Raw genomic sequence first — 25,444 nt, forward strand, 5'->3', positions numbered from 1 at the left:
GCATTGATAATGGAGAAATTTATAACCCATACCGGAACTGGCGTACCGCTGCGCGTTACTAACGTGGATACTGATCAAATCATTCCGGCGCGCTACCTGAAGTCGGTTAAGCGTACAGGCTTTTCTGAAGGGCTGTTTTCTAATTGGCGCCCCGAAGAAAGCTTCGTGCTTAACCAAGAGCAATTTAAAAATGGGTCGGTGCTTTTTGCAGGAAGAGACTTTGGCACCGGTTCCTCCCGGGAGCATGCAGTATGGGCGTTGAGTGAATACGGGTTCCGTGCCGTGTTTTCTTCCCGCTTTGCAGATATCTTCCGCGGTAACGCAGGAAAGTCCGGCCTTCTTACCGGTTTGATGGAACAAGAGGACATCGAGCTTATCTGGAAGCAGCTGGAATCAGGAGAAGCCCAGGTCACCGTTGACTTGGAAGCGCGAACGGTCACGGTGGGAGAAAATACCTACCGCTTTGACATCGATGATTACACCCGTTGGCGGTTGGTGGAGGGCCTCGATGACATTGATATCACCCTCCGTAACGAGGGCGATATCGCTGACTATGAAAAGCGACGCCCCGGCTTTAAGCCCTCTGTTATCGCCCCATAGATGGGAGCGCGGTTGGGGATGAACTTGCGCCAACACCCCTAAAGTCCTCTCTAAAGAAGGGGCGGTGGGGGTGCTTTGCTTTTGGCTATGAGTCTTGAGTACAAACCTTGGGGGAGCTGCGGGGGTAAAAATTGGTAACGTAAGGGTAACAATCACCTGCTCCAGTTTCCTATAACAAAGTATGCCCCTAGCTTTAAATCTATGAGCAATCCCTATTCGAATAATGATTCCTTTAATTCAGGAAACAATGGTCCAGGTACTCCCGGACCTGCGAGTGAATCTGCGCCCTACGGAAACGGCGCGAACGGCCAACCAGGCTACGGGCAGCAGTACGGTCAGCAACAGTTCGGGCAACCCGGATACGCTGGAAGCACCTACCAAGGAGAAGATTCCCCTATTGGTCGTGACGTAGACGCCATTCAGGTCATCGCGGATAGCTTCCGCTACTTCGGCCGCAATTGGGCGCAGTGGATTTTCGGTCCACTGGTGCAGATCGTAATTGTCTCCATTCTCTATTTGCTGTTGACCCTCGTCCTAGCAGGCAGCGGTACATCCATTGATGCCCTAGCCAATAGTGGCTCGGGTTCCGATGCCGCACTTACTGGTGGGTTAATTGCGGTAATGTTCTTAGCTATTATCGCCATGTTCCTAGTGTTTATTTGGTCCATTAGCACCTGGTACAAGGCTGCTAATAAACAGGTTGATACCGGGACGCTGGAAATAATGGACTTTCTGAGCTTTAAAAATGTCGCCGGTCTCATGGCGGTGAATGTGCTTTCGTGGCTGGTTATTTCCCTGGGCTTCGTTCTCCTGATTATTCCGGGACTTTTCGCCACCTTCTTCTTTACTTGGATGCCGGCTGTTAAGGCCGCACGCCCTGAGCTATCCGTTGGCGAAACTTTCGGGGCTTCCATCGAAGTAGCGAAGAAGAATGTCGGAGTGACCATCCTAGTAGCCGTCTTGATTGCCGTCCTGTACGCAGTGTTGAGCTTTACCTTCGTCGGCATGCTTCTGTTCCCAGCACTGAACACCCTCATTTTGGTCCTCTTCGTCCGTCGCACGCTCGGCTTGCGCGGTTAGAAAACCCCGCAGCCGCACGATAATTGCGCAAGTAAGGCCCTGCTCGTCCACCGCATGAGATGGAAGGCAGGGCCTTAATTGTTGGTCGGGGAGGAACTAGGAAACTAGCGCACCGGCAGTGGGCTAGCCAGGTAATCGGCGCCGGTGAGCTCGCCGTTGTTGAAAGACAAGACCCACACAGAAGACTTCTTGAACTTCAGCTTGTCCACCGGCTTTTTAAGGAACTTTGGGGCGAGGTCCTCGATGATGCCGGGGATGGTGCCGCCTTGGCTGACAATAACGGGCACCCCGCCTTCGTTTACCACGCGGCGGAAGGCTTTCTTGGCTGCTTCTGGGTCGTTTTCCCAAGCCTCGTCGCCAAAGTTCTTATTGATGGAGATGTCCTTGCCCAGTTCGTCGGCAAGCGGGGCAGCTGTCTGCTGGCAACGTTGGGGCAGCGCAGAGTAAATGGCAGTGGGCTGATAAGCGCTGAGCATCGGGACCAGCATTTCCGCTTGGCGACGCCCCTTCTTATCAAGCGGCCGCAGGTTATCATCGCCTTCCCAGCTGCCGCTTTCATGCGCGTGGGCGTGGCGGACATAAAGAACGCGCGTGGCCGGCGCGATGCGCAGGCGTTTGGCGGCTTTAGCCACCACTGCGGTATCTACGTCGTAGGACAAGAGATTTTGCGCCTCGTCGATAGGCAGCCAGCGCAACTCATCGGTCTCACTATTGGCGGAATAGGTGCCGCCCAAATACTTAGCGACCCAGTAGTAGACGACCTTGGTCCGCCCCTGGACCGGATAGGTTACCTTGCCAATGAGTTTGCCTAGCCGGACGCTGAATCCGGTCTCTTCCAGGATTTCCCGTGCTGCTGTGGTGGGCAGTGACTCGCCGGGATCGACCTTGCCTTTGGGCAGGGACCAATCATCGTAATGGGGACGGTGGATTAGCGCGATTTCCGGTTCCTGCGGAGAACCACGCCAGATAACGGCGCCGGCGGCAAGGGTAGTGCGGTGGAATTCTTTGCCTGGATCCACCGGGATTTCTTGATGGCGACCGGAAATGAATTCCTCGTGCTGTTGATCCTTGTCGGTTTCGTGCATCTTTTTAATATTGGGCATCGTCTGCCTCCACGGGGCCTTTCCACAGTAACTGGCTTCATTTAAACAACGTCTAAGCGCCCATTGTCCCACGGGTTAGGCGCGGTGTGCATCCCTGCCACACGGTCGGACAGACATGCTTTAAAGTTGAGGTTATTGCTTTGCACGTTTGGAGGAGACACCATGGTTAATGTTGCGGTGATGGGTGCCGGTTCTTGGGGCACTACCTTGGCCAAGGTCTTTGCGGATGCCGGAAATGACGTTCGCCTGTGGGCCCGCCGCGCAGAGTTGGCACAAGCTATCAACGAGACCCACACTAATCCGGACTACTTGCCGGATACCCGCCTACCGGCGGCTGTGCGGGCGACTCATGATGAAGTGGAAGCATTGTCATGTGCCGAGGTCGTCGTATTCGGCGTTCCCTCCCAAACCTTGCGCGGCAACGTGGAAAAGTGGGCCCCGCATCTGCCTCAAAACGCAACCTTGGTCTCCATTTCCAAGGGTGTGGAGACCACCACGCTCAAGCGCATGAGCGAGGTCATCATGGATGCGGCGGGAGTGCCAGCAGACCGCGTGGCGGTACTTTCTGGCCCGAACCTGGCTAAAGAGATTGCCGCAGGCCAAGTGGCCGCCACAGTAATCGCCTGCCCAGATGAGGAACGCGCAAAGCGCGTCCAGGCGGCGGTGGCCGCGCCGTACTTGCGCCCGTATACCAACACCGATGTTATTGGTGCGGAAATCGGCGGCGCCTGCAAAAACGTCATCGCATTAGCCTGCGGTATAGCCTCTGGCAAGGGACTAGGCAATAACACCATGGCCACCATCATTACCCGCGGTTTGGCAGAAATTACCCGCCTCGGCGTGGAGTTGGGGGCGGATCCATTTACCTTCTCCGGCTTGGCTGGCTTGGGTGACTTGGTGGCAACATGTACCTCGACATTGTCGCGCAACCGTACTTTTGGCTATCGCCTGGGCCAAGGCGGCACCATTGAAGAGGCCAAGGCCGCCACCAACGGGCAGGTTGCGGAGGGCGTCTACTCCTGTGATTCTATCTACCGCCTAGCCCAGCAGGCAGACGTAGAGATGCCGATTACCCACGCGGTTTATGGTGTCTGCTACGAGGGCATGGCGGTGGAAGATATGATCATCGCTCTGATGGGTCGGTCCAAGAAGTCGGAGTAGGTCAAGGGTAAAATCTGCGGGCATGACTGAAAAGACCCGCGTGGCCGTTATCTATGGCGGCCGTAGCACCGAGCACTCCGTATCCTGCGTCTCTGCAGGTGCGATCATGAATCACCTCGATCCTGAAAAATTCGAGGTGGTGCCTATCGGCATCACCCGCGAGGGCACGTGGACGCCCGGCACCACTGAGGGACTAGAGATTGTCAATGGTGTCATGCCAGAAGTCAGGCGAGGGGCGGAACTAACGCTTTCCCTGGATCCTAATGCCAGGGGCCAGTTCCATAACGTCACCGATGGCACGCTCTTTGCTGAGGTTGATGTGGTATTTCCCATCCTGCACGGGCCCTTTGGTGAAGACGGCACCGTCCAAGGTCTCTTTGAGCTCTCCGGCCTGCCCTATGTCGGGCCGGGCGTATTGGCTTCCTCGGTGGGGATGGATAAGGAATTTACCAAGAAGGTGCTGGCAGCGGCAGGCCTGCCGGTCGCGCCCGAGGTAATCCCCAAAGGTCGCACCGAGCTCAGCGAGGAAGAAAAGCAGCACCTAGGGTTGCCCGTCTTTGTAAAGCCCGCCCGGGGCGGATCATCAATCGGCGTATCCAAAGTGAATAGCTGGGAAGAATTCCCCGCAGCCGTTGACCTTGCTCTAGAAGACGACGAGAAAATCCTGGTGGAGCCAGAAATCGTAGGCCAAGAGGTAGAAATCGGTGTTTTGCACTATGCCGACGGCACACTGTTGGCGTCTGTTCCAGCACTGCTGGCGGGCATTGATGATTCTGACGAGGGCTTTTATGGCTTTGACACAAAGTACCTCGATAATGTGGTTACCGCGGAAATCCCTGCGCCTTTCACGCCTGAGTTGACCGAGAAGCTGCGCGACATGGCTGTTCGCGCATTCGAGGCCCTAAATTGTGAGGGCCTATCCCGGGTGGATTTCTTCGTTACCGAAGATTCCGTGTACATCAATGAAATCAATACTCTGCCGGGCTTTACCCCGATTTCGATGTATCCCCAGGTGCTCGCCGCTTCGGGTGTGGAGTACCCCGCTTTGCTTGAGGCCCTCATTGAGCAGGCGCTAGCAAAGTAGGGACGGAGTACTTTCTACTTTTCAGCGGTGTGCTTGGCGAGTACATCGCCAATCTCCACCAGTGCCGCTTGCGCGGCATCCTGTGGGGCGTGCAGGGCTAGGTAGTTTTCGCGGCCGAAGGCGAACCACGTGCCGGCTGTGGTGCCGTGGGCCAAGGTGGTGTCCTCGAACCACGGAATCTCGTTGACTTGCTGCAGCTTTACCCCAGCACGATAGTTTTCGGGCTTGGCCACACCGCAACGGGCCACGATGTCTTCGCGGCCATCGGCGCTCCACACAAAGGTATTCTTCTCCGCAACCTCGCGGCGGTGGTAGCCCTCGGCCACCGAATCAGGCAGGGCCTTTGCGATATCGGCGCACCTTTGCTCATCGCCCGCCTTGAGCTCCTTGAGCGGGGCCTTATGAGCGGGGGCAGGCTTTTCTTTGAGTTCTGAGAGGGCGTCGTTAAGCTCGCCCGGCTCGGCGTCGGTGGGGGCAGTAACGGCGACGATAGGGAAGCGCTGCGCCGCATACCAGGTGGTTAGGTTGGATCCCGGCGTGGCATCGCGCACCTTGTACCACTTTTCTCCCTCTAGGTCTTGGGTCTGGGCATACTCGGTGTACTGGAAAGGCATGTCCACGCCGCAGCGCACGGTGACCTTATCCTCAGAGTTAGCTGCCCACGCAGCGACACCGGAGGGCACAGGCTCGGCAATGTCTGCGCGCGGCTTATCCATGACCTCATCCGGCAGGGAGTCGATAAAGCTATGGCAGGCTTGTGAATCTGCTTCCTTGGATTCCACGGGGGAGACCGCCACGGGTGCTTTGGCGATGTTATTGAATACGTACTTTGCGCCGAAGAGGACCGCCAGAACCATCACTATGGACAACCCAAGTGAAATGAAGATCGCGGTGCGGTTAAATTGGGATGTCATAAGGGCTCATAGTATCGAAAGGACGCTGGTGAACTTAACTCAGACTCTCGCAGAGGTGGGAGAACGCAACGCCATTCGGGAAATTACCTCTGTGGCCTCGAGCAGGCTCAACGGAGATGACGCGGCGGTATTGCCTAGCGCACCACCGAATTCCCGCACCGTGGCAGCCACGGATTTGATGGTGGAGGGGCGTCATTTCCTGCGCGAGTGGTCTACCCCGCGCGAGATTGGTAAGAAAGCTATCTTGCGCAACTTCGCCGATGTTGAAGCCATGGGGGCGCGACCCGTTGCTGCCCTTTTAGCCATCGCCGCGCCAGGTGATACCCCAGTGTCCTTCGTGCGGGGCATCGCTGAGGGCATTGCGGAGCATAGCTCTTTCTATAATGCCGAGTTGGTGGGCGGTGACCTCACGAAGTCTGATCTTTTGGTCATCAACATTTCGGCCGTGGGTTTCCTCGGCGGCAGCCTTCCTGCCCTGACCTTGGAGGGTGCGCGGGCAGGCCAGCACGTGGTAGCGCATGGCAAGATTGGCCACTCGGCCGCCGGCTTGGCCTTGTTAGAGCGCTTCGGCCGACAGCTCCCCGCTGGGTACGAGCACCTCCAGCCGCTTATTGACGCCCATTGCGCACCCTGGCTCAATCCCGGCCGCGGTGTCATTGCCCGCGCCGCTGGGGTTACCGCCATGACGGATAACTCCGACGGCTTGATCCAAGACTGCACCACGATGTCTGAACACTCTTGCGTACATATGGATTTGGATCCGCAGGCTTTGCAGCCGGAAGATTTGCTGTGCCAGGCCGCAGACCTTGTGGACCGTGACCCGTGGGAATGGGTGCTAAGCGGCGGTGAAGACCACACATTAATAGGCACGACCGCGAAAGACACCCCCTCCGGATTCCGGAAAATTGGCACCGTAACTCGGGGCTGCGGGGTTACGGTGGGAGGAAAGACACCGAGCTATCAGAAAGGCTGGCGAAGCTTTTAAATATGCACCCCACCTATCACCCTTCATGGGAGCCGGTGCTGGCGCCGGTAATAGAAGAGCAATGGCCACGGATTTCTCACGCCCTTGAGGGCCAGGAATATCTGCCCCCAGCTGAGGATGTTTGTCGCGCGCTGCGCATGCCACTGGATGAGGTCCGTGTGCTCATCGTGGGCCAAGACCCGTATCCCACCCCAGGGCATGCCATGGGCATGGCCTTTTCTACTCGCCCCGGCGTGAAGCCCCCGCGTTCTTTGGTCAATATTTACCGTGAACTTCACGATGATGTGGGGATCAACGGCCGAGAGGACGGCGATTTGAGTGCTTGGGCTGACCAAGGCGTATTGCTACTTAACAGGGTGCTGACCGTAGCCCCAGGCCAAGCAGGCTCGCACCGTCGCATCGGATGGGAAGAAATCACCGAGGCTGCCATCCGCGCGCTCAACCGCAGCCCCATGGTGGCGATCCTCTGGGGCCGCGATGCGCAAGCGTGTGAGCGCTTTCTTCCCGACGTCCCGTGCATCAAGTCTCCACACCCCTCACCGCTTTCTGCCAGCCGTGGCTTTTTCGGTTCTAGGCCCTTTTCCCGGGCAAACGCCCTTTTGCGGGACCAAGGCGCGCAGGAAATAGACTGGCGCTTGTAAACTATTGCGCATGTCATATCCCAGCACGCTGGATTCCTGCGGTCTGCGCAATTGGGCTACCCGCGCCGTGGGGGAATTAGCCCATCGCCGCGAGGAAATTAACGCCCTCAATGTGTTTCCCGTACCGGATTCGGATACTGGTTCAAATATGGCGCACACCATGGAAGCAGCGGTTGCGGAGCTCGACAAAGGTGGCGATGTAGCTGATTCCCTCGCGCGTGGGGCGGTGCGTGGGGCACGCGGAAATTCGGGCATGGTGTTGTCTCAGGTTCTGCGCGGCGTAGCGGAGTCCACGGTGGACTCAGTTATTGACGGTTCCGTTTTTGCCCGTTCTTTGCAGCAGGCCGTGGAGTTGGTGGACCGAGCCATCGCCGAGCCAGTGGAAGGCACGGTTATTACGGTTTTGCGTGCAGCAGCGGAAGCCGCCGACGACTCCGCAGCGCGTCCTGGCGCGACCTTGCACGGCATCGTCAGCGGCGCAATCTCGGCCGCTCGGACTGCTCTAGAGCGCACCCCATCGCAATTGCCAGCCCTGCAGGAGGCTGGAGTAGTGGATGCTGGCGGAGCCGGCCTCGTGATTCTCTTAGAGTCCCTTCTCGCGGAGATTGAGGGCTCTACTGGGCATGCAGGTCTACCCGCCCCAGAGGAGGTCACCGTGCTGGAAGTGGTCTTTTTCTATGAAGGAGATATCGACGCGCTGCAGGCGGCAATTGCACCGATGGGAGATAGCTTGGTCATCGCTCGCGCTACCGAGGACAGGGCTAATGTGCATATCCACTCTCCGCAGGCGGGCGCCGTCATTGAGACAGCTTTTGCTAAGGGAAAAGTGACCAACTTGCACCTTGAGGTGCTGCCGGCTCCCACCGAACCCGCCGCCGAAGAATCAGTTGTTCGCCGGGTATACGCAGCCGCGCCGGCCGGGCCTATTACCGATCTTTTGGAATCTGCGGGCGTTACCGTTGTGCCACCGGAGAAACCCATTGCGGCCGAAGAGGAGGATATTGTCCTAGTTACGGGGCTGAGCTCGCAGACTGGTGCCGGGCGAGTAGTGCCTGCACAGTCGCTAGTTGCTGCCTTGGCCGCTATCTCTGTCAATGAACCTAATAACCCAGATACCGGTGCTGTGGTCGCTGCTATGCGCGATGCAGCCAATTCCATGCGCGTAGCTTATCCCAGCCAGGAAACCCTTGCGTCAATCAGCGCCACCTGTCGCGATCTCTTGGCAGAAGGCGGGGAGCAGGTCACCATCTTAAGCGCCCTTGACGTAGATGAGGAGGATTTGGGCCAACAGCTACATGTGGATGTGGTGGCGCTTAACGTTCCGGATATTGCAACCGAAATCGGAGTGGAGTAGCAATGCTCGGCTGGCAGGACAACCGACCGTTGACGGAGGTTCTTGCGGCGAAAGACGCCGCGAAGATTACCAAGGCGTTGGGGTATGAGACCTGCGGTGAGCTTTTGGCTCACTATCCGCGAGACTATATTCGCCACAACAAGGACGTGGGCCTAGGAGACGCTGCGGAGGGCGATATCGTCACCGTTACCGGGACTATTACCGGCTTCAACCGGCATGACAGGGGCAAGACCACCATCATCAATGTCCAGCTCGATGACAGCATTATGGCGACTTTTTTCAATGCCAATTACGTCATGCGCATGCTGCATCGCGGACAGCGCGTCATGATGAGCGGCAAGCTCAAATTCTTCCGCAACCAACCGCAGCTGCAACAGCCAGACTTTGTGGAAATCGATGCGTTCGGCCGTCCCGATGGTGAAGTGGATGACTACCGCCAGCCGGCGGCCGAATCTGGAAAGAAGAATCGGCCCAAGGCCACCGGCTCATTGCGGAACCTCTCGCAGTTTGGGAGGCTCGACCAGCTCCTTTTGGAACGAGAATGGATCCCGGTGTACCCAGCCACGTCCAAGGTGACCTCCTGGTACATCATGGGGGCTATTCACTACGTCCTATCTAAGACCCCGCCCATCGAAGAGCCACTGGATTATCAAATGATAATCAGCCTGGATAACGCGGTGCGGGAAATTCACGAGCCTGGTAAGGCAGGGCCTTATCGTGCTATCCAAAGGCTTAAATATAACGAGGCTTTGTCAATTGGCTTGGTGATGGCATTGCGCCAGCGCGATGCGGAAGCTCGAACCGCTCCGACCATGCCGGCAACCTTAGGCGGCTTCCGCGAAGAACTGCTAAGCCATTTGCCTTTCGAGCTCACCCAAGGGCAGCGGCGTGTTATCAGTGAGATTGAAGATGACCTAGCCCGCCCATTGCCCATGATGCGTTTGCTGCAAGGCGAGGTCGGCTCGGGCAAAACCATGGTGGCTACCTGCGCTATGCTGCAGGCTGTTGACGCAGGAACTCAGGCGGCGTTTCTAGCGCCTACTGAGGTGCTGGCTTCCCAGCACGCTGCCTCCATCGGAACCGCTGTTCCTGAAGGCGTCACGGTGGTACTTCTCACCGGCTCGATGCGCACTGCGGATAAACGGCAGGCATTGCTGGATATCGTTTCCGGAGATGCGGACATCATTATTGGAACCCATGCCATCATCCAAGACACAGTGGAGTTCTTCAACCTTGGACTAGTGGTAGTAGATGAGCAGCACCGGTTCGGCGTAGAGCAGCGCGATAGCCTGAGACTGAAGGCTAACGAGGGGCTAAGTCCTCACGTACTGGTGATGACGGCTACGCCGATTCCTCGCACCATCGCGATGACCGTCTTCGGCGACCTTGCCGTATCGACCCTTACTGAGCTGCCTGGTGGCCGCAAACCTATTCAGTCAGCGGTGGTAGCTGAGTGGCGCCCTACCTGGGTATTGCGCGCCCTTGAGCGGATTCGCGAGGAAGTGGCCCACGGCCACCAAGCCTATATCGTCTGCCCGCGCATTGAAGGAAAAGGCGGAGTGCTAGAGCTTGCGGAGCAGCTAGAAAACGGGCCGTTTAAAGGGCTGCGCATAGCAATCTTGCATGGAAAGATGCCCAATAAAGACGAGGTTATGACGTCATTTGCTAGGGGAGAGATCGATGTCTTGGTCTCTACCACGGTCATCGAGGTGGGTGTGGATGTTCCCAATGCTACGGTGATGCTCATCCGTGAGGCCGAGCATTTCGGCGTCTCCCAGTTGCATCAGCTGCGTGGGCGTGTGGGACGAGGCGGCAATGCCTCTATTTGTCTTCTGCACACTATGGCAGGCGATAACACTCCGTCCTTCCGCCGCATCAATCAGATTGCCCAAACCTCGTCCGGATTTGAGCTGGCCGAGCTCGACTTGCGTCAGCGCCAAGAGGGAGACATTTTGGGCACCATGCAGTCCGGAACACACCGTACGCTGCGGCTATTAAATCTGGCGGATGACCAAGACATTGTGGAACGCACCCATACGGATGCCCGCGCAATGGTGATGCGCAATCCCGAGTTGGCCGAGGAACTCACGCGCAACTTGAGTGAAAGCGAACAGGAATACTTGGAGAAGAACTAAGACAGGTTAACCTAGAAGCATGAACGTCCTTGTCCCCTTTGCAGGCATCTTCCGCTGCCAGGTGAATGGGGGAGGCACCGTTGATATCGGCGTCGCGCCCGCGATCGTCGACGCCACGGAACTAGTCGCTTCCGTAGCGAGCCCAAGACTAAGCAAGGCATACCGCATTGTAGTCGCTGGCTTGAGGGACGTGGTAGCCGGAGACCTTTTGATGGAGATTGGAGAAATATAAATGACGCGCATTATTGCCGGCGAGGCCCGCGGCCGCACCATTAAGGTGCCTGCCGAAGGAACCCGGCCTACTGCAGACCGTGCCCGTGAAGGGCTTTTTTCATCCCTCGCGGCACGGTGGGGCTTTGCCGGTTCTTCGGTTCTCGACCTATTTGCTGGTTCCGGTGCACTCGGCCTTGAGGCAGCTAGCCGTGGAGCAGAAGAAATTGTACTAGTGGAATCTTCGGCGGATGCGGTGAAGATCATTCGGCATAACATGGGCGTCGTCAAGCACCCCGGCGTGCGCGTGCAAGAGATGAAGGTAGGCACCTACCTGGCAAGTGCCCCGCGGCGGCACTTCGATCTGGTGTTGGCGGACCCGCCCTATGCTTTTGATGAGGTAGATGAACTCATCGCCGCCATTGAACCGGTGTTAAGTGATAACGCCATGGTAGTCATTGAGCGCCACGTTGATTCCGCAGCAACTGCGTGGCCTGCAGGTTTTGAGCCCACTGGTCAGAAACTGAAGAAGCGTACCTTTGGCATCGCGCGCATGGATATGGCGGTCTATACCCGCCCTGGCAGCGAGGAAACCGAAGACTAAACCCCTGAAGAAAAGGAAGCGACAAAAGCATGACTAAGGCCGTGTGCCCAGGATCATTCGACCCCGTGACCTTAGGTCACGTCGACATCATTAACCGCGCTAAGCAAATGTTTGATGAGGTCACCGTATTGGTAACCGGTAATCCTGACAAACCCTCCGGGCTCTTTAGCGTGGATGAGCGTATGGAACTAATTCGCCAGAGCGTGGATTCTTCCATCAAGGTGGACTACTGCTCTGGGCTTTTGGTGGACTACACCACTGAGCATGGGGTGGATGTTTTGGTGAAAGGGCTGCGCAGCTCCCTAGATTATGAATATGAGCTGCCTATGGCGCAGATGAATCGGCGCCTTTCCGGCATTGATACCGTCTTTTTGCTCACGGACGAAAAATACGGCTATATCAGTTCCTCACTGTGTAAGCAGGTGGCGAAGTTTGGCGGGGACGTGACCGGCATGTTTCCTGAAGCCGTAGGCCGTGCGGTAAAGGAGAAATACCGAAAGTGAGCCTAGCACTGGTCATTTTTCTCGTTGTGGTCGTAGGTTCGACCCTCCAGCGAGTATCTGGAATGGGCCTCGGTCTCATCGGCGGTCCTATTCTCATGCTGATTATGGGGCCGGTAGAAGGAATCTTGGTCATCAACGTTTTAGCCTGCATTAATGCGGTGCTGACCACTTATTCCGTGCGCGAGAATGTGAGCTGGAAGAAATTTGGACTCATAGCCCCGGTCATGGTGATTGGTTCCTTGGCCGCGGCGCTGCTCATTAGGCGCATGGATACAGCAGGTCTTATGATCGTTGTGGGCCTTGCGCTTCTGGCCGCGCTGACGGTAGTGACCTTTGGCAAGAAGTTTGTCCCGGCAATGGAAGGCAAAGGCCCAGCTATTTCCGCGGGCATCCTCGGCGGCTTTACCAATACCTTGGCCGGTGTGGCAGGCCCAGTTATTACCGTCTACGCGCAAGCGGCAAAGTGGCCTCAGCAAGTGTACGCAGCTACGCTGCAACCCATTTTTGTCGTAGGCGGATTCTTTTCTGTCATGACAAAGACGCTTACGGGGGCGGCACACTTTGATGGTTTGCCCTGGGTAATGTGGCCCGCCGGAGTTATGGGAATGTTCGTCGGGATTTGGGCCGGCACCCGCATCGCGCAGCGTGTGCCCCGGGAGAAAGCCCGCGTGCTCTCGCTTAGTGTTGCCGGACTGGGCGCAGCGAGCGCATTGGTTCGCGGCCTGGTGAGCCTCGGTTAAACACCTCCACCATGAACAAGGCCCGTCGCCTCTGCAGAGACAGAAGCTGACGGGCCTTTGCACAGTCAATCATGTGCTATGGGCTTAGAGTAGATTGGCCAAAAAGTCCTTGGTACGTGGCTGTTGCGGATTATCCAGCACTTCAGCGGGGCTACCAGACTCGATGACCACGCCGCCGTCCATGAAGAAGACTTTATCTGCCACCTCGCGGGCAAAACCCATCTCATGGGTGACTACGAGCATGGTCATGCCCTCGGCCGCGAGATCCTTCATTACGCGTAGTACTTCGCCGACAAGCTCTGGGTCAAGGGCTGACGTGGGTTCGTCGAAAAGCATGAGCTTAGGATCCATGGCTACCGCACGAGCGATGGCAACGCGCTGCTGCTGGCCGCCGGAGAGCTGTACGGGGTAATTATTGGCCTTGGAGGCTAAGCCAACATCCTCGAGCAACTCCATGGCGCGGGCGCGGGCGGTTTCCTCTGGGATTTTCTTCACCTGCACCGGTGCCTCAATGATGTTTTCAATCACCGTTCGGTGGGGGAAGAGATTGAAGGATTGAAAGACCATGCCGATATCGGAGCGCTGCTCGGCGGCTTCCTTTTCGCTGATCTCATAGAGGGTGCCGTTTTTCTCGCGGTAGCCAATCAGCTCGCCGTCGACGTATAAGCGCCCGGCCGTTGCTTTGTCCAAGTGGTTAACGCAGCGCAGGAAGGTAGACTTGCCGGACCCCGAAGGTCCTAAAAGGCAGGCCACCTCGCCGGCTTGGACCTCGAGGTTAATGCCTTTGAGGACTTCAAGCTGCCCGAAGGACTTGTGGACGTTCTGGGCAGAAATCATGGGAGTAGCCATTATTTTTGAGCCTCCGAAATCACGGATACGTTGCGGGGAATGGTTCCTTCAGCATCTGCAAGAGCAGCTAGCTGGCGGCCGGTGAGTTCGCGGGTTGCACCGCGCTCAAAGCGGCGCTCCAAGAAGTACTGACCCACCATAAGTAGGGAAGTAACCACGAGGTACCAAGAAGCCGCGACTAATAGTAGTGGGATGGGCTGGAAAAGGGCGGCGGAAATATCCGTGGTACGGCCGAAGATTTCCTCTGTATAAGGAATGGCCACCACGAGGGAAGAGGTCTTGAGCAAGGAAATAAACTCATTGCCCGTAGGGGGAATGATAATGCGCATGGCCTGCGGAAGGACGGTTCGGCGCATGGTCATCCACCACGACATGCCGAGTGCCTTGGAGGCCTCCTTTTGGCCCTCTGGAACGGAAGTGATGCCCGAGCGCACAATCTCAGCCATATAGGCCGCTTCATTAAGTCCTAGGCCCATCACCGCAAGGAAGAAGGCGTTGGTGAGGATGGTCTGCAAAGACACCTCGGTAAAGCCTAGGTTGATGGACTGGTAGATGGCAGAGAGCAGACCCCAAAACACCAGCTGGACATAAATCGGCGTGCCACGGAATACCCAGAGGAAAATCCAGGAGACGGCGCGCAGCACCGGGTTAGGTGACATGCGCATGACCGCAAGCACGGCACCACCGATAACGCCGATGATCATCGACAAAATAGTGATGGCGATGGTGTGCAGGGAAGCGAGCGCGATGCGCTTATCAAAGAGGTACTGGAAATAGGTTCCCCAGCCAAAAGCCTCGTTGCGGGCGGAGGCAATGATGAACCACACTCCCAGCACGATGAGTAGACCAGCGAAGACCCAGCGCCATGGATGGCGCAGCGGGCGGGCCTCGATCTGCGCGGGTTCTTCTTTAGGCTTGGCCGTAGCCGGCGTCGCCGCATTCTCATTAACCATTGATCGGCCTTTCATTAATCATTGCCTGGTCTATTAATCCATCCTCGATGCCCCAGCGGGACAAAATTTCTGCATACTCGCCGGTTTCGATGAGGTGCTGCAGCGCTGCGGCCGATGCCTTGCCCAAATCGGAATCTTTAGGAACTGCGAAGCCATACGGCGAGGCTTGGAACATATCGCCTACCTGCTGCATTTTTCCCTCAGAGCGATTGACCGCCCACGCTGTGACCGGGGAGTCCGCAGACAGGGCATCCGCGCGCCCCATCAGGACGGCCAGCGCGGCGTTATCCCCGGTGTCATAAGACAAGACGGTGAGATCGCCATTACAAGCTTCTTGCTTAGGGCGAACATCATCGGTTTCGGAGACCGTTGTGCGCTGCACTGCGACTGTCAATCCGCAGGGGTTATCGGGGTCGACCTTCCTAGGCCCGTCCACGCGCTCGGCCCACTGGATACCGGCGTAGAGGTGGTCTACAAAGTCGAATTCATTCCGGCGGTCTGGGTTATCCGTAAAACCGGAGACACCCATATCGATCTGGCCCGATTGCACGGCCGGCAAGATCATGGAGAAGTCCTGCTCCAAGGGCTGGAAGTCGAGGCCCAAGACACCTGCTACAGCGCGGGCTAGGTCAAGCTCGACGCCTTGGAGGGCTCCGTGGGAATCCTTAAGCTGAAATGGCGCGTAGGGCGGGTTAGTGCCAGCGGTGAGGACGCCATCATTGTCGTCATACATGGCGGCAATCTCCGGTACTACAGAGGTGTGGGGTTCTTCCCAGCCCTCTGGAGTGGAATCTTCCTCGTTGGTGACGCAAGCGCTTAAACCCAAAGTTGGGATAAGGACCGCGGCAATTGTAGCGCGGCGAGAAAACGTGCGCGGCATTATTTCTGCGCCGTCCTTTCATCTATGGCGCGTGCTTTCTTCAGGTCAATGAAAATGAACGCGGAAACGATAAGAGCGCCGATGATGAACATGCCGATGATAATGCCGCTGGAGGCATCCTGGTCAGCACCCCACGGCCACAGTGCACGCAAAGAACCGAGCATGAAACCTGCCATGGCCATCAGCGTAGGGGCTCGGTGATGATCCAGTAAGAAGTTCAAGACCTTGATAAACGCGGCGAGGCCGCACAAGGCACCCAGCGCAAAGACGGCTATGGTGCCAAGATCTCGATCCGATACAGCGCCGATGATGGGTTGGTACAGCCCCATGGTCAACAAGATGAGCGAGCCGGAAATGCCCGGCAGGATGAGTGCGCACACAGCAATGGCGGCGGCAAAGAAAACCACGATAAGGCTGGGGTTCTCATGCGGCTCGGAAGTAAAGCCGGTGATAAAGAAGATGGCAATAGTGGCGATCACAAACGCAATGATGGAAGAAGGGCGCAACCGCTCCTGCTTGGACAGCATAGACAGTGGTACGAAAATAGACACGGCAACCATGCCCAAAAATAGTGCCCCGGACGCGGATACGTGATTTTCCACGAAGTTAGATAGCACGGTGGACATTGCGAAGACTGCGATAAACATGCCGACTGCTACGGAGACAAGGAAGCTCCACTCGACTCTCTTGAAGCGACCAGAGATGAGGTCATTGGCATTGTGGACTGCGCGTTCATAAATACCCACGATGAGCGCCACGGTGCCACCGGAGATTCCGGGCACAAGTTCGGCCATGCCGATGAGGGCACCGCGGATAGCGTTCAAAATGTATTGCATAAATTTAAAATCTACCTGGGAGAGGGCTGGAGTGGCGGGCGACTGGCCTAGGCGGGCGGGGAGAAAGTGCTTCCCGGTGGTGGCCATGTGGACCGCTGTTAATAGTGATGCATATCTTTCATTGAAAGGCGATTGGTTATCCGTCACGGAAAGGGACGTGATTTCTCTAACCGTAGAGGTGAAACAATCATTGAGGCGAATCCTCGTTCATGAATATTCTGTCAGAATAATACACTTAAGTGCAACTATGCAGTTTGGGGCATGGTAGGCGCGGCCTCCTGCAGTCAGGGCTGTTTTATATGGAAGAAACTATAAGTTTCCCATTATTCAGTCTGGTGTTTACGTAGGCGTCAACTAACTGAAAGATTGACTGCCTACTATTTCCTGCGTATTCCCGTCTTTCTCCCGTGCAAATATTCCTTTTCAGTGACCAAGGACTCTCTATGAAGAATCGTTTTGTCCTGCCCGCGGTGACTGTCACCGCGGTGGTGGGAAACCTCATTTTTGTGCCGGCAGCAAGTGCTGCGGAGGGGGCGCCCGAGGGGGCGTCGCCAAGCGAAGGCTCTCGTTTTAGCATCGGTGTACTGCCGGATACCCAGTTCTATTCGCGCTATTCCACCCCAGAGACCGGCAACCTGGCCCAAGCTCGCTACGGCAGCGAACCCTACTTGGCGCAAACCCAATGGTTAGTGGACCATCAAGACGAGTTGAACATGGACTTCGTCACCCACCTGGGTGATGTTGTAGACCAGTGGAACGTGGAGGGCGAATGACAGGTGGCTGATAAGGCCATGCAGGTCCTCGACGATTCGGACTTGAACTATTCGATCCTGCCAGGCAACCACGATATGGACGTGGAGGGCGCGGCAGCCCACCCGTATGACAAGTGGTTTAGCGCCGACCGCGCTAAGGCCGCCAACTCGGAGACTTTTCAAGAGCGCTACACCGCCGTCAATAATGACTCCGAGGCGCATATCTTTGAAGCCGAAGGCCAGAAATATCTCAATCTAGCCCTGGGCTGGCGCGCTGATGAGAAGGCTATTGCCTGGGCACAAGGCATCATTGATAAGCATCCAGACCTTCCGGTCATTGTGACCACTCATGAGGCCCTCAATATTGATGGTGAAGGAAACGTCTTCTATTCCGATGACTATGGCAAGGGATTGTGGGATAAGTTCATCAAGAGCAATGATCAGATCTTTCTCGTGATGGGCGGCCACCACCACGGTGCCGGATACCGCGTGGACAAGAACGATGCAGGACATGACGTCGTTTCCATCTTGCAGGACTATCAGATGGCCTACCAGGGCGGAAATGGTTTATTAGGCGTGCTCGAGTTTGACCTTACGGGCAAGCAGCTGGAGATGACCGCGCTTTCGCCGTGGGTGGCGCAAAAGCCGCATGAGGAGCTCACGCAGTTCGATAAGCTCACCTTGGATGATAAGGGCGATAGCTATAGCATTCCGTTCGATTTTGAACAGCGTTTTTCCTCCTTCGCCCCGGAATTCACCGTGGGCGGGGGCCACCAGCCGGACCTAGCGCAGCGCGCCCGCGACATCGCCGCTGAGGGCTATAGGCCATACACCATTGCGGAGGACGAGCTTCCTAAGGGCGCGGACGATTTTGCCACAAACGACCACACGGTATTCCACTGGCGCCCGGGCGAAGCGCGAGACAAGGATGGGCATGCGCTTGTCGATGGCGCCCCTGCCGGCCGTGGCACCACCATCCCCGACATTGCCAGCGATTCTGGCAGCGACCTGCATCGCGCTGGCGCCATGCTCGGAGACAGGGTGACCTATAGCACCGACCATCACCCGTTGTCCTCTGATGCCGGCTCCCTCTTCTGGTCTGACCCTGCCGGCAAAGTTGGCAATGCCGAGTTCCGTACCGATAAGGGCGCGGCTGCCAATAGCGTCGATACCACCAAGGGATATATCTTCGAATCCTTTGTCAAGATTCCGGAGGATTTCAACGGCGCACAGCATGGTTGGGGAAGTGCGCTCAGCCGTGACTCTGCCATCAATAAACTGGTAGACGGCTCCGAGGACACGGACCCAACCGTCATGTTCGGTATCTCTAACCTCCGCGAGCTGCGCTGGTGGGCGGAGCCGAAGCAGGGAAGCGGCTCTACCGTGTGGTCCCACGAGGTTCCCAAAGACGAGTGGATGCATATCGCCGTGGTCAATGATCCCGAACGCGATAGCGTCGAAATGTTCATCAACGGCGCGCCCATCCTGCGCAATGCCGTAGGCGCCGAGGGGCTCCTCCCTCGCGACCTGCAGTGGGTCATGGGTGGTGGCTTTGACAACCAGCGCCCACAAGACCCGTGGTATGGCTGGATCGGCGAGACCCGCCTGACTCAGGGCGTCCTGGGCAAGGATGAATGGCTTACCGCCCGTGCACACAATAATGGCGAGCCGGCCGATACCACGCAGCCCGCCACGGATGGCTCCGCGTTGAGCTCCAGTACGAGCTCGAAGCCTGCCATCTTAGGAGCAATCCTTGGTATCGCAGGGGTGGCTGGCCTCATTGGACTAGCACTGCCGCAACTGAAGGCTTCCATCCCGCAGATTAACGCGCTCCTGCGTAAGTATCACCTCCCGACTCTGCCCGAGTTGGGCTAAAGCACTGGGTAGAGGGATTTTGCAGTATCAGGCTTTAAAGCTTTAGCTGCACCAAAGCGCTTAGGTTCTTCGCCATAAGGGGAGAGAACCTAAGCGCGTTTTGGTTTTTAATCTTCGCCCTGCTTGGAGAGATAATCCACCTTCCACCAAAACCAAGCGGAGGCTCCACCCAACACGACGGGTATCCAGGCTAGGGAAGGGGATTGCACGGCCATCATTGCCAACAATGTAATGAGCGTCAATGCAGTGAAAACTATCGCTTTAATTCTTTCCATTCGCAATCGGTTCATGAAATCTCCTCAATGTGGAAGGTATGCCAAATTTACAAAGCCCAAAATAGTATTCGCTTGTCAGAGTGTCAAGTATAGTTTACGGTATGTAACGTGAAATGTGCTTAAATTTTGGAATCGATGTCCTAAATTGCTTCGCTGGCGGCTGAAATGGCGCCTCGAGCACAAGGCGGCGAGATGTGAGGTTTGGGAAATGTCTAGTGATCAAACACAGAAGTCTGGGGACAACCTAGGGGATAAGGTCGAAGGAATGTTCCTGGCGGTTGTTGCGTTCGTTCTCATGCTTTCCGTACTTGGCTTAGTTCTGTGCATAGTTCGGTTCGACGATTATGTCGACGCTTTTGTCGTTATTCACCGCAGTTCATTCGACGGAATCGAGGATGCACGCGTGAGGCGGTGGATAATGGGTGTACTTCTACTTATTCGCTCCCTAGCAGCCCTTTCGTGGGTTACATCCTTTTTCCACCTTAAAAAGACGTTAGCTAAGGCGACTAGAAAGAGATTTCTGTTAATGGGGGTGTACTCCATCGCCTCTGCCTGCGGCTTTGGCTATCTCGCGTTGAGGGCGGAACTGGCGAGCTTGGAAGCCATACGGGTCACACAGGCTAGTATTTGTGGCTTTTTGGCGGCCTATCTATGTTTCCAGAGCTTGAAAACCTGGCAAGCTTCTACCCGTTCAACTACACGTCGGTAGGAGGGGCGAACATGAAAAAGACCCCGCTTTCCGATTTACCGGACATGCGAGGTCTTTTCTATCTGTGCCCCTGGTGAGACTCGAACTCACACGCCCTGTCGTAATTTAATAGTCTCACCAGGGGATAATTTACGATGACCCGGTTTGTGACAACGATTTGACAACTATGATGAGAGTGTCTGATGGTTTGTGTGTGGGTACCTAACCCGCATGGTGCTGTTGCAAACTTCAGGCGGAGAGCCGTGACGACCCAGTCTTCATCCTCTGATGCTCGCTGCGGGTCGGCGTTCTCAGGCAGCCTCGAACACCCGGCTGACGATCACCGCATCCGGGTTCGGTTGCCCGTAGGCAAACATCGCGCCTTGGCCTTTCCGTAATGAGTGCATCGCTTCCATCCCTTTCAACGTCCGGTACGCCGTGGTCCGGTTTTTGAACGCCCCCTTCGGTCCGAGGATCCGTTTCAGCCGCCCATAATCTCCTTCAATGACGTTATTGAGGTATTTCACCTGCCGGTGTTCCACGGTCTGCGGGCAGATTCCCTCTGACTTCAACTCGGCGATTGCCCTGGCCAGGGAGGGTACTTTATCGGTGTTAATCACCCGCGGGAACCCGGTTATCGTGTTCGACCTCAGGGTCTTGGCCAGAAAACGCTTCGCTGCGGCGACGTTACGCTTTGGGGACAGGTAAAAATCCAGGGCATGCCCACCCGCGGTGATGGCCCGATAGAGGTAGCACCACTTTCCCCGACCCGGATATAGGTCTCGTCCACCCGCCAGGACCGGGCCTGCCAATCCGGGACTTGTCGGTACCACCGGGTCTGCTTGTCCAGCTCAGGGGCGTATTTCTGGTCCCAGCGGTAGATGGTGCTGTGATCGACCGGTACGCCGTGTTCGGTCATCATTTCTTCCAGATCGCGGTAGCTGAGCCCGTAGCGGCAGTACCACCGGACCGCCCACAGGATGATTTCACGGGGGAAATGGCGACCGGAGAAGATGCCCATGGCTGTGATTATTTCACGCAGGTCTTCCTGTCGCCCGAACTTTGCAACAGCACCCTTTGCAACAGCACCAATCTGTGTGAGCACGCTGCGAAGGCGGTTCTTCGTTCGGGTGGCGTCTTTGGCGATGTCGTCGTCGAATCCGGCGAGCATCTTCAGCGCTGCTAGCGTCTCGTCGTCGCGGTCGACTGCCCGCAGTGTGTGCGGCATGGTGCGGGCGGTGTCGGCGATGATGAATGCATCCCGGCGGTCGGTTTTGATCGTCCGGGGTAGAGATCGGCTGCTTTTCGCATGGCTAGGCCGGGGAGGTATCCGACCGTGCAACCGCAGTCGCGGGCCACTGCGATGGGCAGGGCGCCGATGGTGTTGGGTTGATCGACGACCATGAGAACGCTGCCGTGGGCCTGCATGGACGCGAGGATTTCGCGCAGTGCGGCTTCGTCTTGGGGCAGCGGCTTGTCGTAGATTCTCTCGCCGGTGGTGGTCAGCGCGCAGGCATGGTGGCCGGTTTTGCCGACGTCGAGGCCGATGATGATGTCGGGTGTTGTGGACGGTTCCATGGTGGTGTCCTTCTGTTGCGGCTGGTCACCGGTGTCTTGGACATCCGTTGCAGGCACCCACGTTACGACGAGACCTCTGTTTGGGCCGTGTCCCTATTAGCTGTCAGCGGTTGTCCCCGGTGCCCGGTGGCAACACCCCCGGATCATGGAAACTACAGGGCAGATAAGCCATGCCGGGCCCGGTGACCGTCCCCCGTGAGGGGGGACACCATCACGGTAACGGGACAGCTCGACGCGAAGACCGACCGTGCAGGCCCCGGAACTTCCCGCCATGGTCGGGGACGGGCCCCTACGAGTGCTGACGATACGGCAGCTCAGTCCCCGGTGCGAGCCATCTCCGCGTAACGAGCGAACAGGATCTCCAAGCGTTGATGTTCGGTGAGGAAGGATAGAGCCTCAGGCTCTCAATGAGCACACCACATTGAGCCTCGACCGGTGAGCCAGCATCGACGACTAGCCAACCGACATCCACAAGTCAACGGTCCGCCAGCGAGTGTCTGTCCTCGCGGAACTGCCAGGCATGGCTTAAGCGGAGAGCAGGTCTACAGCCTCACTCCAGAGGGTGGCTGCAACCTTGACCTTGTCAGATTCACCCAGCAGATCTTTGATGCTGTCGATCACGGTCTTACTCATGGTCAGAGCCTTCTTGAGGGGCCGCCCATCTTTCTTCCCCTTCTGGGGGGATGTAACGACTGGGGGATCACCATCCGGTGAGGGGAGAAGCATGCGATGAAATTTATGGACCGCGGTCACCTCGCCATCCAACTGCTTCGCCTCCACCGGGTAGGCACGCTCAAAGTCCTCGAAGGCATTCTGGATCTGCGTCAGGAGGTCGTTGGTGTACTGGAGAGCCTGCGGTAAGTCGTAGGACCCCTGGGACTTCTTCTGGAGTTTCCCCTGGGACTTCTTCTGGAGTTTATTGATGGCGCCTAGATCCGTTGCAAGACGGCGCAGTACTTGCTCTTCCCACTCCACAACTGGGGCCCATAATCTCTCTTGCGGACGACTCCGCTCCCGGCTTATGGAGGCAGTAGTGTCCAGCAGGGCGGCGACATTCTCTGCAAACGGCATGGATACATACTACCTGAGGCACAGACTCGACAGCGGCGAAGCGCCCGTTACATTGATTCGTTGGTGCTGTTGCAAAGTTGGGCCAGGGTCGAAAAGCCCAACCTCAAGACATTAGTTGTCCTTGCTCCGGGGTAGTTTCTACTGCTTCTACAGAAAGCAAACACGCTTTGAGCTCGTTCGAGTTACTGGAGCTTGAACCCTACGACGTCTACTTCGTCATCGGCAGCTAATCCGGGATAGTGAGTATCTAGCGCTTCCTGAAGCTCGGAAAGAGAGCCAAAACCGTCATTTCGAGCTTGCTTTTCCGACAATTCACTTCGCCGGGTAGAGACAACGGACGTAACCTGTGCCGGAATAGTGACGACCTCTCCGGATTCTTTCTCGAAGACAATTTGGGCACTTCCTTCATGGAAGGGATCATCTACCCGGATGGTTTGTTGCTTTTCTCCGCTACGAATTGATTCCTCGTAGCCTTCCCACATGTAGATGTGCTGCTCTTGTTCCATATTTCGCCAGTTGAATGCGAATGGCAAGAGTTCTTCTACGGTAGGTGCTTCAAGTCCATTGCTTCCGCGCACGATGCACCGGATGGACGGATCAACATCAAAAAGCACCTGGCGGCATTTACCGCAGGGAGGAATAATTTGACCAGTAGGTCCGTATACGGCGACTACTGCTTGGATTGGGTCCTCTGGATAACTAGCAGCATGGTTGGCTAAAGCCGAGATCTCCCCGCAAGGACCACCGAGGAAATGGTGCGCGTTCAAACCGAGTACGTGTTTTCCTGATTTGGTAAGGAGCGCTGCGGCTACAGTGTGGTCTTCTCCGTCTTGAAAACGCTGTGCATGGGTAGTTGCTTTGGCCAGTAAATTTCGAAGTTCGTTAGTAATCACTCTTTAAGGGTAATAAATGCTAACGCGCTTGATCTATACGAAGACAGAGATCGGAAACACTAGGGTTTTTGAGATGTACCAATCGCTTACAAAGCAAGACAGGACCATACGAGGACGTTGAGTGGATAGAGCGTGCCGCACCCCTATATTTAAGGATGTGGAATCGCCTACCCCTCCGGGTTAGAACCCGCTAGATCCACTTCGCAATCGGGCACAGCGGTTCGGGCCCGTATTTTGCTGCTGGTGCACGGGGTCCATTTTATTGGGGGGGATCGAATTCATATACTTGTGCGTTGTCGGATAGACACCAAGCAAAATGTAATTCTAAAGTACACCCTATTGTTACACGTGCCTGCGGCGGAATGTTTGCTGTAAAATAGGGCCGTTCCTAGCATTGTTTTACACATGTCTAGCGGGGTCTAGGCCTTATGTTTACAGAAAGTGGCGAGTGTGGTGTTATCGTCTGACGGTTTCCATATTGAAAGTCATATTGATGAAGTGCCCGCGTTGGCGCGGGTGAAGGATCTGCATGGTGGGTTGTCGTCGGGGCAGCAGGCGTTGGGCAGGATTGTGCAGTCCTTGCTTGCTGACGCTGATGGTCTCGACGGTGTTCAGCTTTATACCCTCTCGGATGCAATCGAGTCGTATCGTGATGCGGTTATCGCTCAGGAGAATGCTGCCTTTGAACCCTCGCGGGGCGAAGACTAATGGCCAAAAGCTCTGGTTCGCATGGGCAGCGGGTGGGCTATATCCGTGTCTCGACGGTAGAGCAGAATAATCAGCGCCAGAAAGAACTGCTCAATGCTTCCGGCAGGATTGACCGGTTCTTTGAAGATAAGATTTCCGGCCGCACTAAGACTGCCCGCCCTGGGCTTGTCGAGTGCATGGCGTATGTGCGCGACGGTGACGAACTCGTCGTGTCGTCGATTGATCGCCTCGCCCGTTCACTTACGGATCTGCGCGGCATTGTTGATGAACTCACCAACAAGGGTGTGACTGTTACCTTCCTGCATGAGAATCTTGTCTTTGCGAAAGACACCACAGATCCGCGTGCGGATTTAATGCTCGGTATTCTCGGTAGCTTCGCGGAGTTTGAACGGGCCATTATCCGCGAACGCCAAGCAGAGGGGATTGCGCTGGCCAAAAAGGCCGGAAAGTACAAAGGCCGCAAACCCGCTCTAAGCCCGCAGCAGGTGGCGGAGATTAAGCGGCGTGCATTGGCGGGGGAGTCGAAAACAGCCTTGGCGCGGGAATTCGGAGTTACCCGACCCACGGTGTATCGGGCGTTGAAAAACGCCTAGATACGACGGGGCGTGCGGGTGAATATACTCCCCACAGTATGTGCCGTATGGCAGGACATATGTGTAGGCATATGGTAAGACATACGCTTTACCATATGTAGTTCTACCTGCTGCTTTCCGCTCAAACCCGACGCCGGTTCCGAGAAAGCTGGAATTGGCGATGTGATTATGGCACCACAGTTGGGACCTGGCCAATGGTTGCTTTCGCAGGCGATTATCTTCTTCCACTCGGACACGCCACCGCGTTGTGTGACGTGAAAGTAGTGTTGATCAAAATATCGCTGCGCCAGCGGGGTGCCAGCGCAGCGATATGCAGAAATACGGACGAGGATTAGTCGTCCTTCAGGCCGCCGATAACCTTGTTGGCCTTGTCCTTGAT

The 25,444-nt window shown here is 56.4% G+C and carries 25 protein-coding genes and 2 pseudogenes; 16 read left to right on the forward strand and 11 right to left on the reverse strand.

Translation table 11 applies throughout. The features are described 5' to 3' along the window. Positions 1-9 precede the first annotated feature (9 nt). Complete coding sequence (gene leuD, locus MHK04_RS08640) at positions 10-600, forward strand: 3-isopropylmalate dehydratase small subunit (RefSeq protein ID WP_239208454.1); 591 nt, start codon at positions 10-12, stop codon at positions 598-600. Positions 601-801: 201 nt separating this feature from the next. Continuing rightward, positions 802-1,680 (forward strand): hypothetical protein, encoded by an 879-nt coding sequence (locus MHK04_RS08645; RefSeq protein ID WP_239208456.1) that lies wholly within the window; start codon positions 802-804, stop codon positions 1,678-1,680. A gap of 104 nt (positions 1,681-1,784) precedes the next feature. Here MHK04_RS08645 and MHK04_RS08650 read toward each other — a convergent pair whose 3' ends face one another. Continuing rightward, complete coding sequence (locus tag MHK04_RS08650) at positions 1,785-2,783, reverse strand: NUDIX hydrolase (protein WP_239208458.1); 999 nt, start codon at positions 2,781-2,783, stop codon at positions 1,785-1,787. A gap of 162 nt (positions 2,784-2,945) precedes the next feature. Between MHK04_RS08650 and MHK04_RS08655 the strand changes: the two genes are divergently transcribed. Together MHK04_RS08655 and MHK04_RS08660 are read left to right on the forward strand one after the other, a co-directional pair. Beyond that, a complete protein-coding gene (locus tag MHK04_RS08655) occupies positions 2,946-3,944 on the forward strand; it encodes an NAD(P)H-dependent glycerol-3-phosphate dehydrogenase (RefSeq protein ID WP_023021677.1) in 999 nt (332 codons plus the stop codon). A 22-nt stretch (positions 3,945-3,966) separates the two neighbouring features. Further along, a complete protein-coding gene (locus tag MHK04_RS08660) occupies positions 3,967-5,028 on the forward strand; it encodes a D-alanine--D-alanine ligase family protein (RefSeq protein WP_200287609.1) in 1,062 nt (353 codons plus the stop codon). 14 nt (positions 5,029-5,042) lie between these two features. Here MHK04_RS08660 and MHK04_RS08665 read toward each other — a convergent pair whose 3' ends face one another. Then, positions 5,043-5,942, reverse strand: a complete 900-nt coding sequence (locus MHK04_RS08665) for a DUF3515 domain-containing protein (RefSeq protein ID WP_239208460.1) — start codon at positions 5,940-5,942, stop codon at positions 5,043-5,045. Here MHK04_RS08665 and MHK04_RS08670 point away from each other — a divergent pair. From MHK04_RS08670 to MHK04_RS08705, 8 genes are read left to right on the forward strand one after another with little or no spacing between them, the layout of a single operon-like run. Continuing rightward, complete coding sequence (locus MHK04_RS08670) at positions 5,890-6,927, forward strand: thiamine-phosphate kinase (protein WP_239208462.1); 1,038 nt, start codon at positions 5,890-5,892, stop codon at positions 6,925-6,927. The two genes, MHK04_RS08665 and MHK04_RS08670, sit on opposite strands and share 53 nt — an antisense overlap. Positions 6,928-6,929: 2 nt before the next feature. After that, on the forward strand, positions 6,930-7,568 hold the full coding sequence (locus MHK04_RS08675; RefSeq protein WP_023021673.1) for a uracil-DNA glycosylase: 639 nt from the start codon (positions 6,930-6,932) through the stop codon (positions 7,566-7,568). Positions 7,569-7,578: 10 nt separating this feature from the next. After that, complete coding sequence (locus tag MHK04_RS08680; protein ID WP_239208464.1) at positions 7,579-8,922, forward strand: DAK2 domain-containing protein; 1,344 nt, start codon at positions 7,579-7,581, stop codon at positions 8,920-8,922. Positions 8,923-8,924: 2 nt separating this feature from the next. Next, positions 8,925-11,057 (forward strand): ATP-dependent DNA helicase RecG, encoded by a 2,133-nt coding sequence (locus tag MHK04_RS08685; RefSeq protein ID WP_239208466.1) that lies wholly within the window; start codon positions 8,925-8,927, stop codon positions 11,055-11,057. Between the two features lie 19 nt (positions 11,058-11,076). Further along, positions 11,077-11,289 (forward strand): acetyl-CoA carboxylase biotin carboxyl carrier protein subunit, encoded by a 213-nt coding sequence (locus MHK04_RS08690; RefSeq protein ID WP_200287600.1) that lies wholly within the window; start codon positions 11,077-11,079, stop codon positions 11,287-11,289. After that, a complete protein-coding gene (gene rsmD, locus MHK04_RS08695) occupies positions 11,290-11,871 on the forward strand; it encodes a 16S rRNA (guanine(966)-N(2))-methyltransferase RsmD (protein WP_200287598.1) in 582 nt (193 codons plus the stop codon). 29 nt (positions 11,872-11,900) lie between these two features. Then, entirely contained in the window at positions 11,901-12,374 is a 474-nt protein-coding gene (gene coaD / locus MHK04_RS08700) for a pantetheine-phosphate adenylyltransferase (RefSeq protein WP_023021668.1), read from the forward strand. After that, positions 12,371-13,114, forward strand: coding sequence for a sulfite exporter TauE/SafE family protein (locus tag MHK04_RS08705; RefSeq protein ID WP_239208468.1), 744 nt, complete (start codon positions 12,371-12,373; stop codon positions 13,112-13,114). The genes coaD and MHK04_RS08705 overlap by 4 nt, the downstream gene beginning before the upstream one ends. A gap of 84 nt (positions 13,115-13,198) precedes the next feature. Here the strand turns inward: MHK04_RS08705 and MHK04_RS08710 are convergent, their stop codons facing one another. From MHK04_RS08710 to MHK04_RS08725, 4 genes are read right to left on the reverse strand one after another with little or no spacing between them, the layout of a single operon-like run. After that, positions 13,199-13,963 carry an amino acid ABC transporter ATP-binding protein gene (locus tag MHK04_RS08710; RefSeq protein ID WP_023021666.1) on the reverse strand — a complete coding sequence of 255 codons (765 nt, stop codon included), beginning with the start codon at positions 13,961-13,963 and terminating at the stop codon, positions 13,199-13,201. Next, positions 13,963-14,916: an amino acid ABC transporter permease gene (locus tag MHK04_RS08715; protein WP_023021665.1), complete on the reverse strand. Its 954-nt coding sequence runs from the start codon at positions 14,914-14,916 to the stop codon at positions 13,963-13,965. The genes MHK04_RS08710 and MHK04_RS08715 overlap by 1 nt, the downstream gene beginning before the upstream one ends. Further along, on the reverse strand, positions 14,909-15,796 hold the full coding sequence (locus MHK04_RS08720; RefSeq protein WP_023021664.1) for an ABC transporter substrate-binding protein: 888 nt from the start codon (positions 15,794-15,796) through the stop codon (positions 14,909-14,911). The genes MHK04_RS08715 and MHK04_RS08720 overlap by 8 nt, the downstream gene beginning before the upstream one ends. Next, positions 15,796-16,632, reverse strand: coding sequence for a DUF368 domain-containing protein (locus tag MHK04_RS08725; RefSeq protein WP_034656484.1), 837 nt, complete (start codon positions 16,630-16,632; stop codon positions 15,796-15,798). Before MHK04_RS08725 ends, MHK04_RS08720 begins: the two co-directional genes overlap by 1 nt. A 443-nt stretch (positions 16,633-17,075) precedes the next feature. Between MHK04_RS08725 and MHK04_RS08730 the strand changes: the two genes are divergently transcribed. Next, a complete protein-coding gene (locus tag MHK04_RS08730; protein WP_239208470.1) occupies positions 17,076-17,405 on the forward strand; it encodes a metallophosphoesterase family protein in 330 nt (109 codons plus the stop codon). A gap of 3 nt (positions 17,406-17,408) precedes the next feature. Then, positions 17,409-19,259 (forward strand): LamG-like jellyroll fold domain-containing protein, encoded by a 1,851-nt coding sequence (locus MHK04_RS12295; protein WP_239208472.1) that lies wholly within the window; start codon positions 17,409-17,411, stop codon positions 19,257-19,259. 107 nt (positions 19,260-19,366) lie between these two features. Here the strand turns inward: MHK04_RS12295 and MHK04_RS08740 are convergent, their stop codons facing one another. The 5 genes and pseudogenes from MHK04_RS08740 to MHK04_RS08760 all read right to left on the reverse strand — a co-directional run bounded on the left by MHK04_RS08740 (position 19,367) and on the right by MHK04_RS08760 (position 23,764). Further along, positions 19,367-19,549 (reverse strand): hypothetical protein, encoded by a 183-nt coding sequence (locus tag MHK04_RS08740; protein ID WP_239208474.1) that lies wholly within the window; start codon positions 19,547-19,549, stop codon positions 19,367-19,369. Positions 19,550-20,533: 984 nt separating this feature from the next. Further along, positions 20,534-21,243 (reverse strand): annotated as a pseudogene (locus MHK04_RS08745) (IS6 family transposase). 69 nt (positions 21,244-21,312) lie between these two features. Next, positions 21,313-21,800 (reverse strand): annotated as a pseudogene (locus tag MHK04_RS08750) (IS110 family transposase); the annotation flags it as partial. A gap of 525 nt (positions 21,801-22,325) precedes the next feature. Next, positions 22,326-22,871 carry a hypothetical protein gene (locus tag MHK04_RS08755; RefSeq protein WP_239208476.1) on the reverse strand — a complete coding sequence of 182 codons (546 nt, stop codon included), beginning with the start codon at positions 22,869-22,871 and terminating at the stop codon, positions 22,326-22,328. Between the two features lie 182 nt (positions 22,872-23,053). Next, a complete protein-coding gene (locus tag MHK04_RS08760) occupies positions 23,054-23,764 on the reverse strand; it encodes an ASCH domain-containing protein (protein WP_239208478.1) in 711 nt (236 codons plus the stop codon). Between the two features lie 441 nt (positions 23,765-24,205). On the opposite strand from MHK04_RS08760, the gene MHK04_RS08765 reads away from it, so the two are divergent. Together MHK04_RS08765 and MHK04_RS08770 are read left to right on the forward strand one after the other, a co-directional pair. After that, entirely contained in the window at positions 24,206-24,472 is a 267-nt protein-coding gene (locus MHK04_RS08765; RefSeq protein ID WP_239208480.1) for a hypothetical protein, read from the forward strand. Then, entirely contained in the window at positions 24,472-25,065 is a 594-nt protein-coding gene (locus MHK04_RS08770) for a recombinase family protein (protein ID WP_239208482.1), read from the forward strand. The genes MHK04_RS08765 and MHK04_RS08770 overlap by 1 nt, the downstream gene beginning before the upstream one ends. The last annotated feature ends 379 nt before the right edge of the window (positions 25,066-25,444 follow it).

It is taken from the genome of Corynebacterium nasorum (assembly GCF_022345765.1).
GTDB classification, from domain to species: Bacteria; Actinomycetota; Actinomycetes; order Mycobacteriales; family Mycobacteriaceae; genus Corynebacterium; species Corynebacterium kefirresidentii.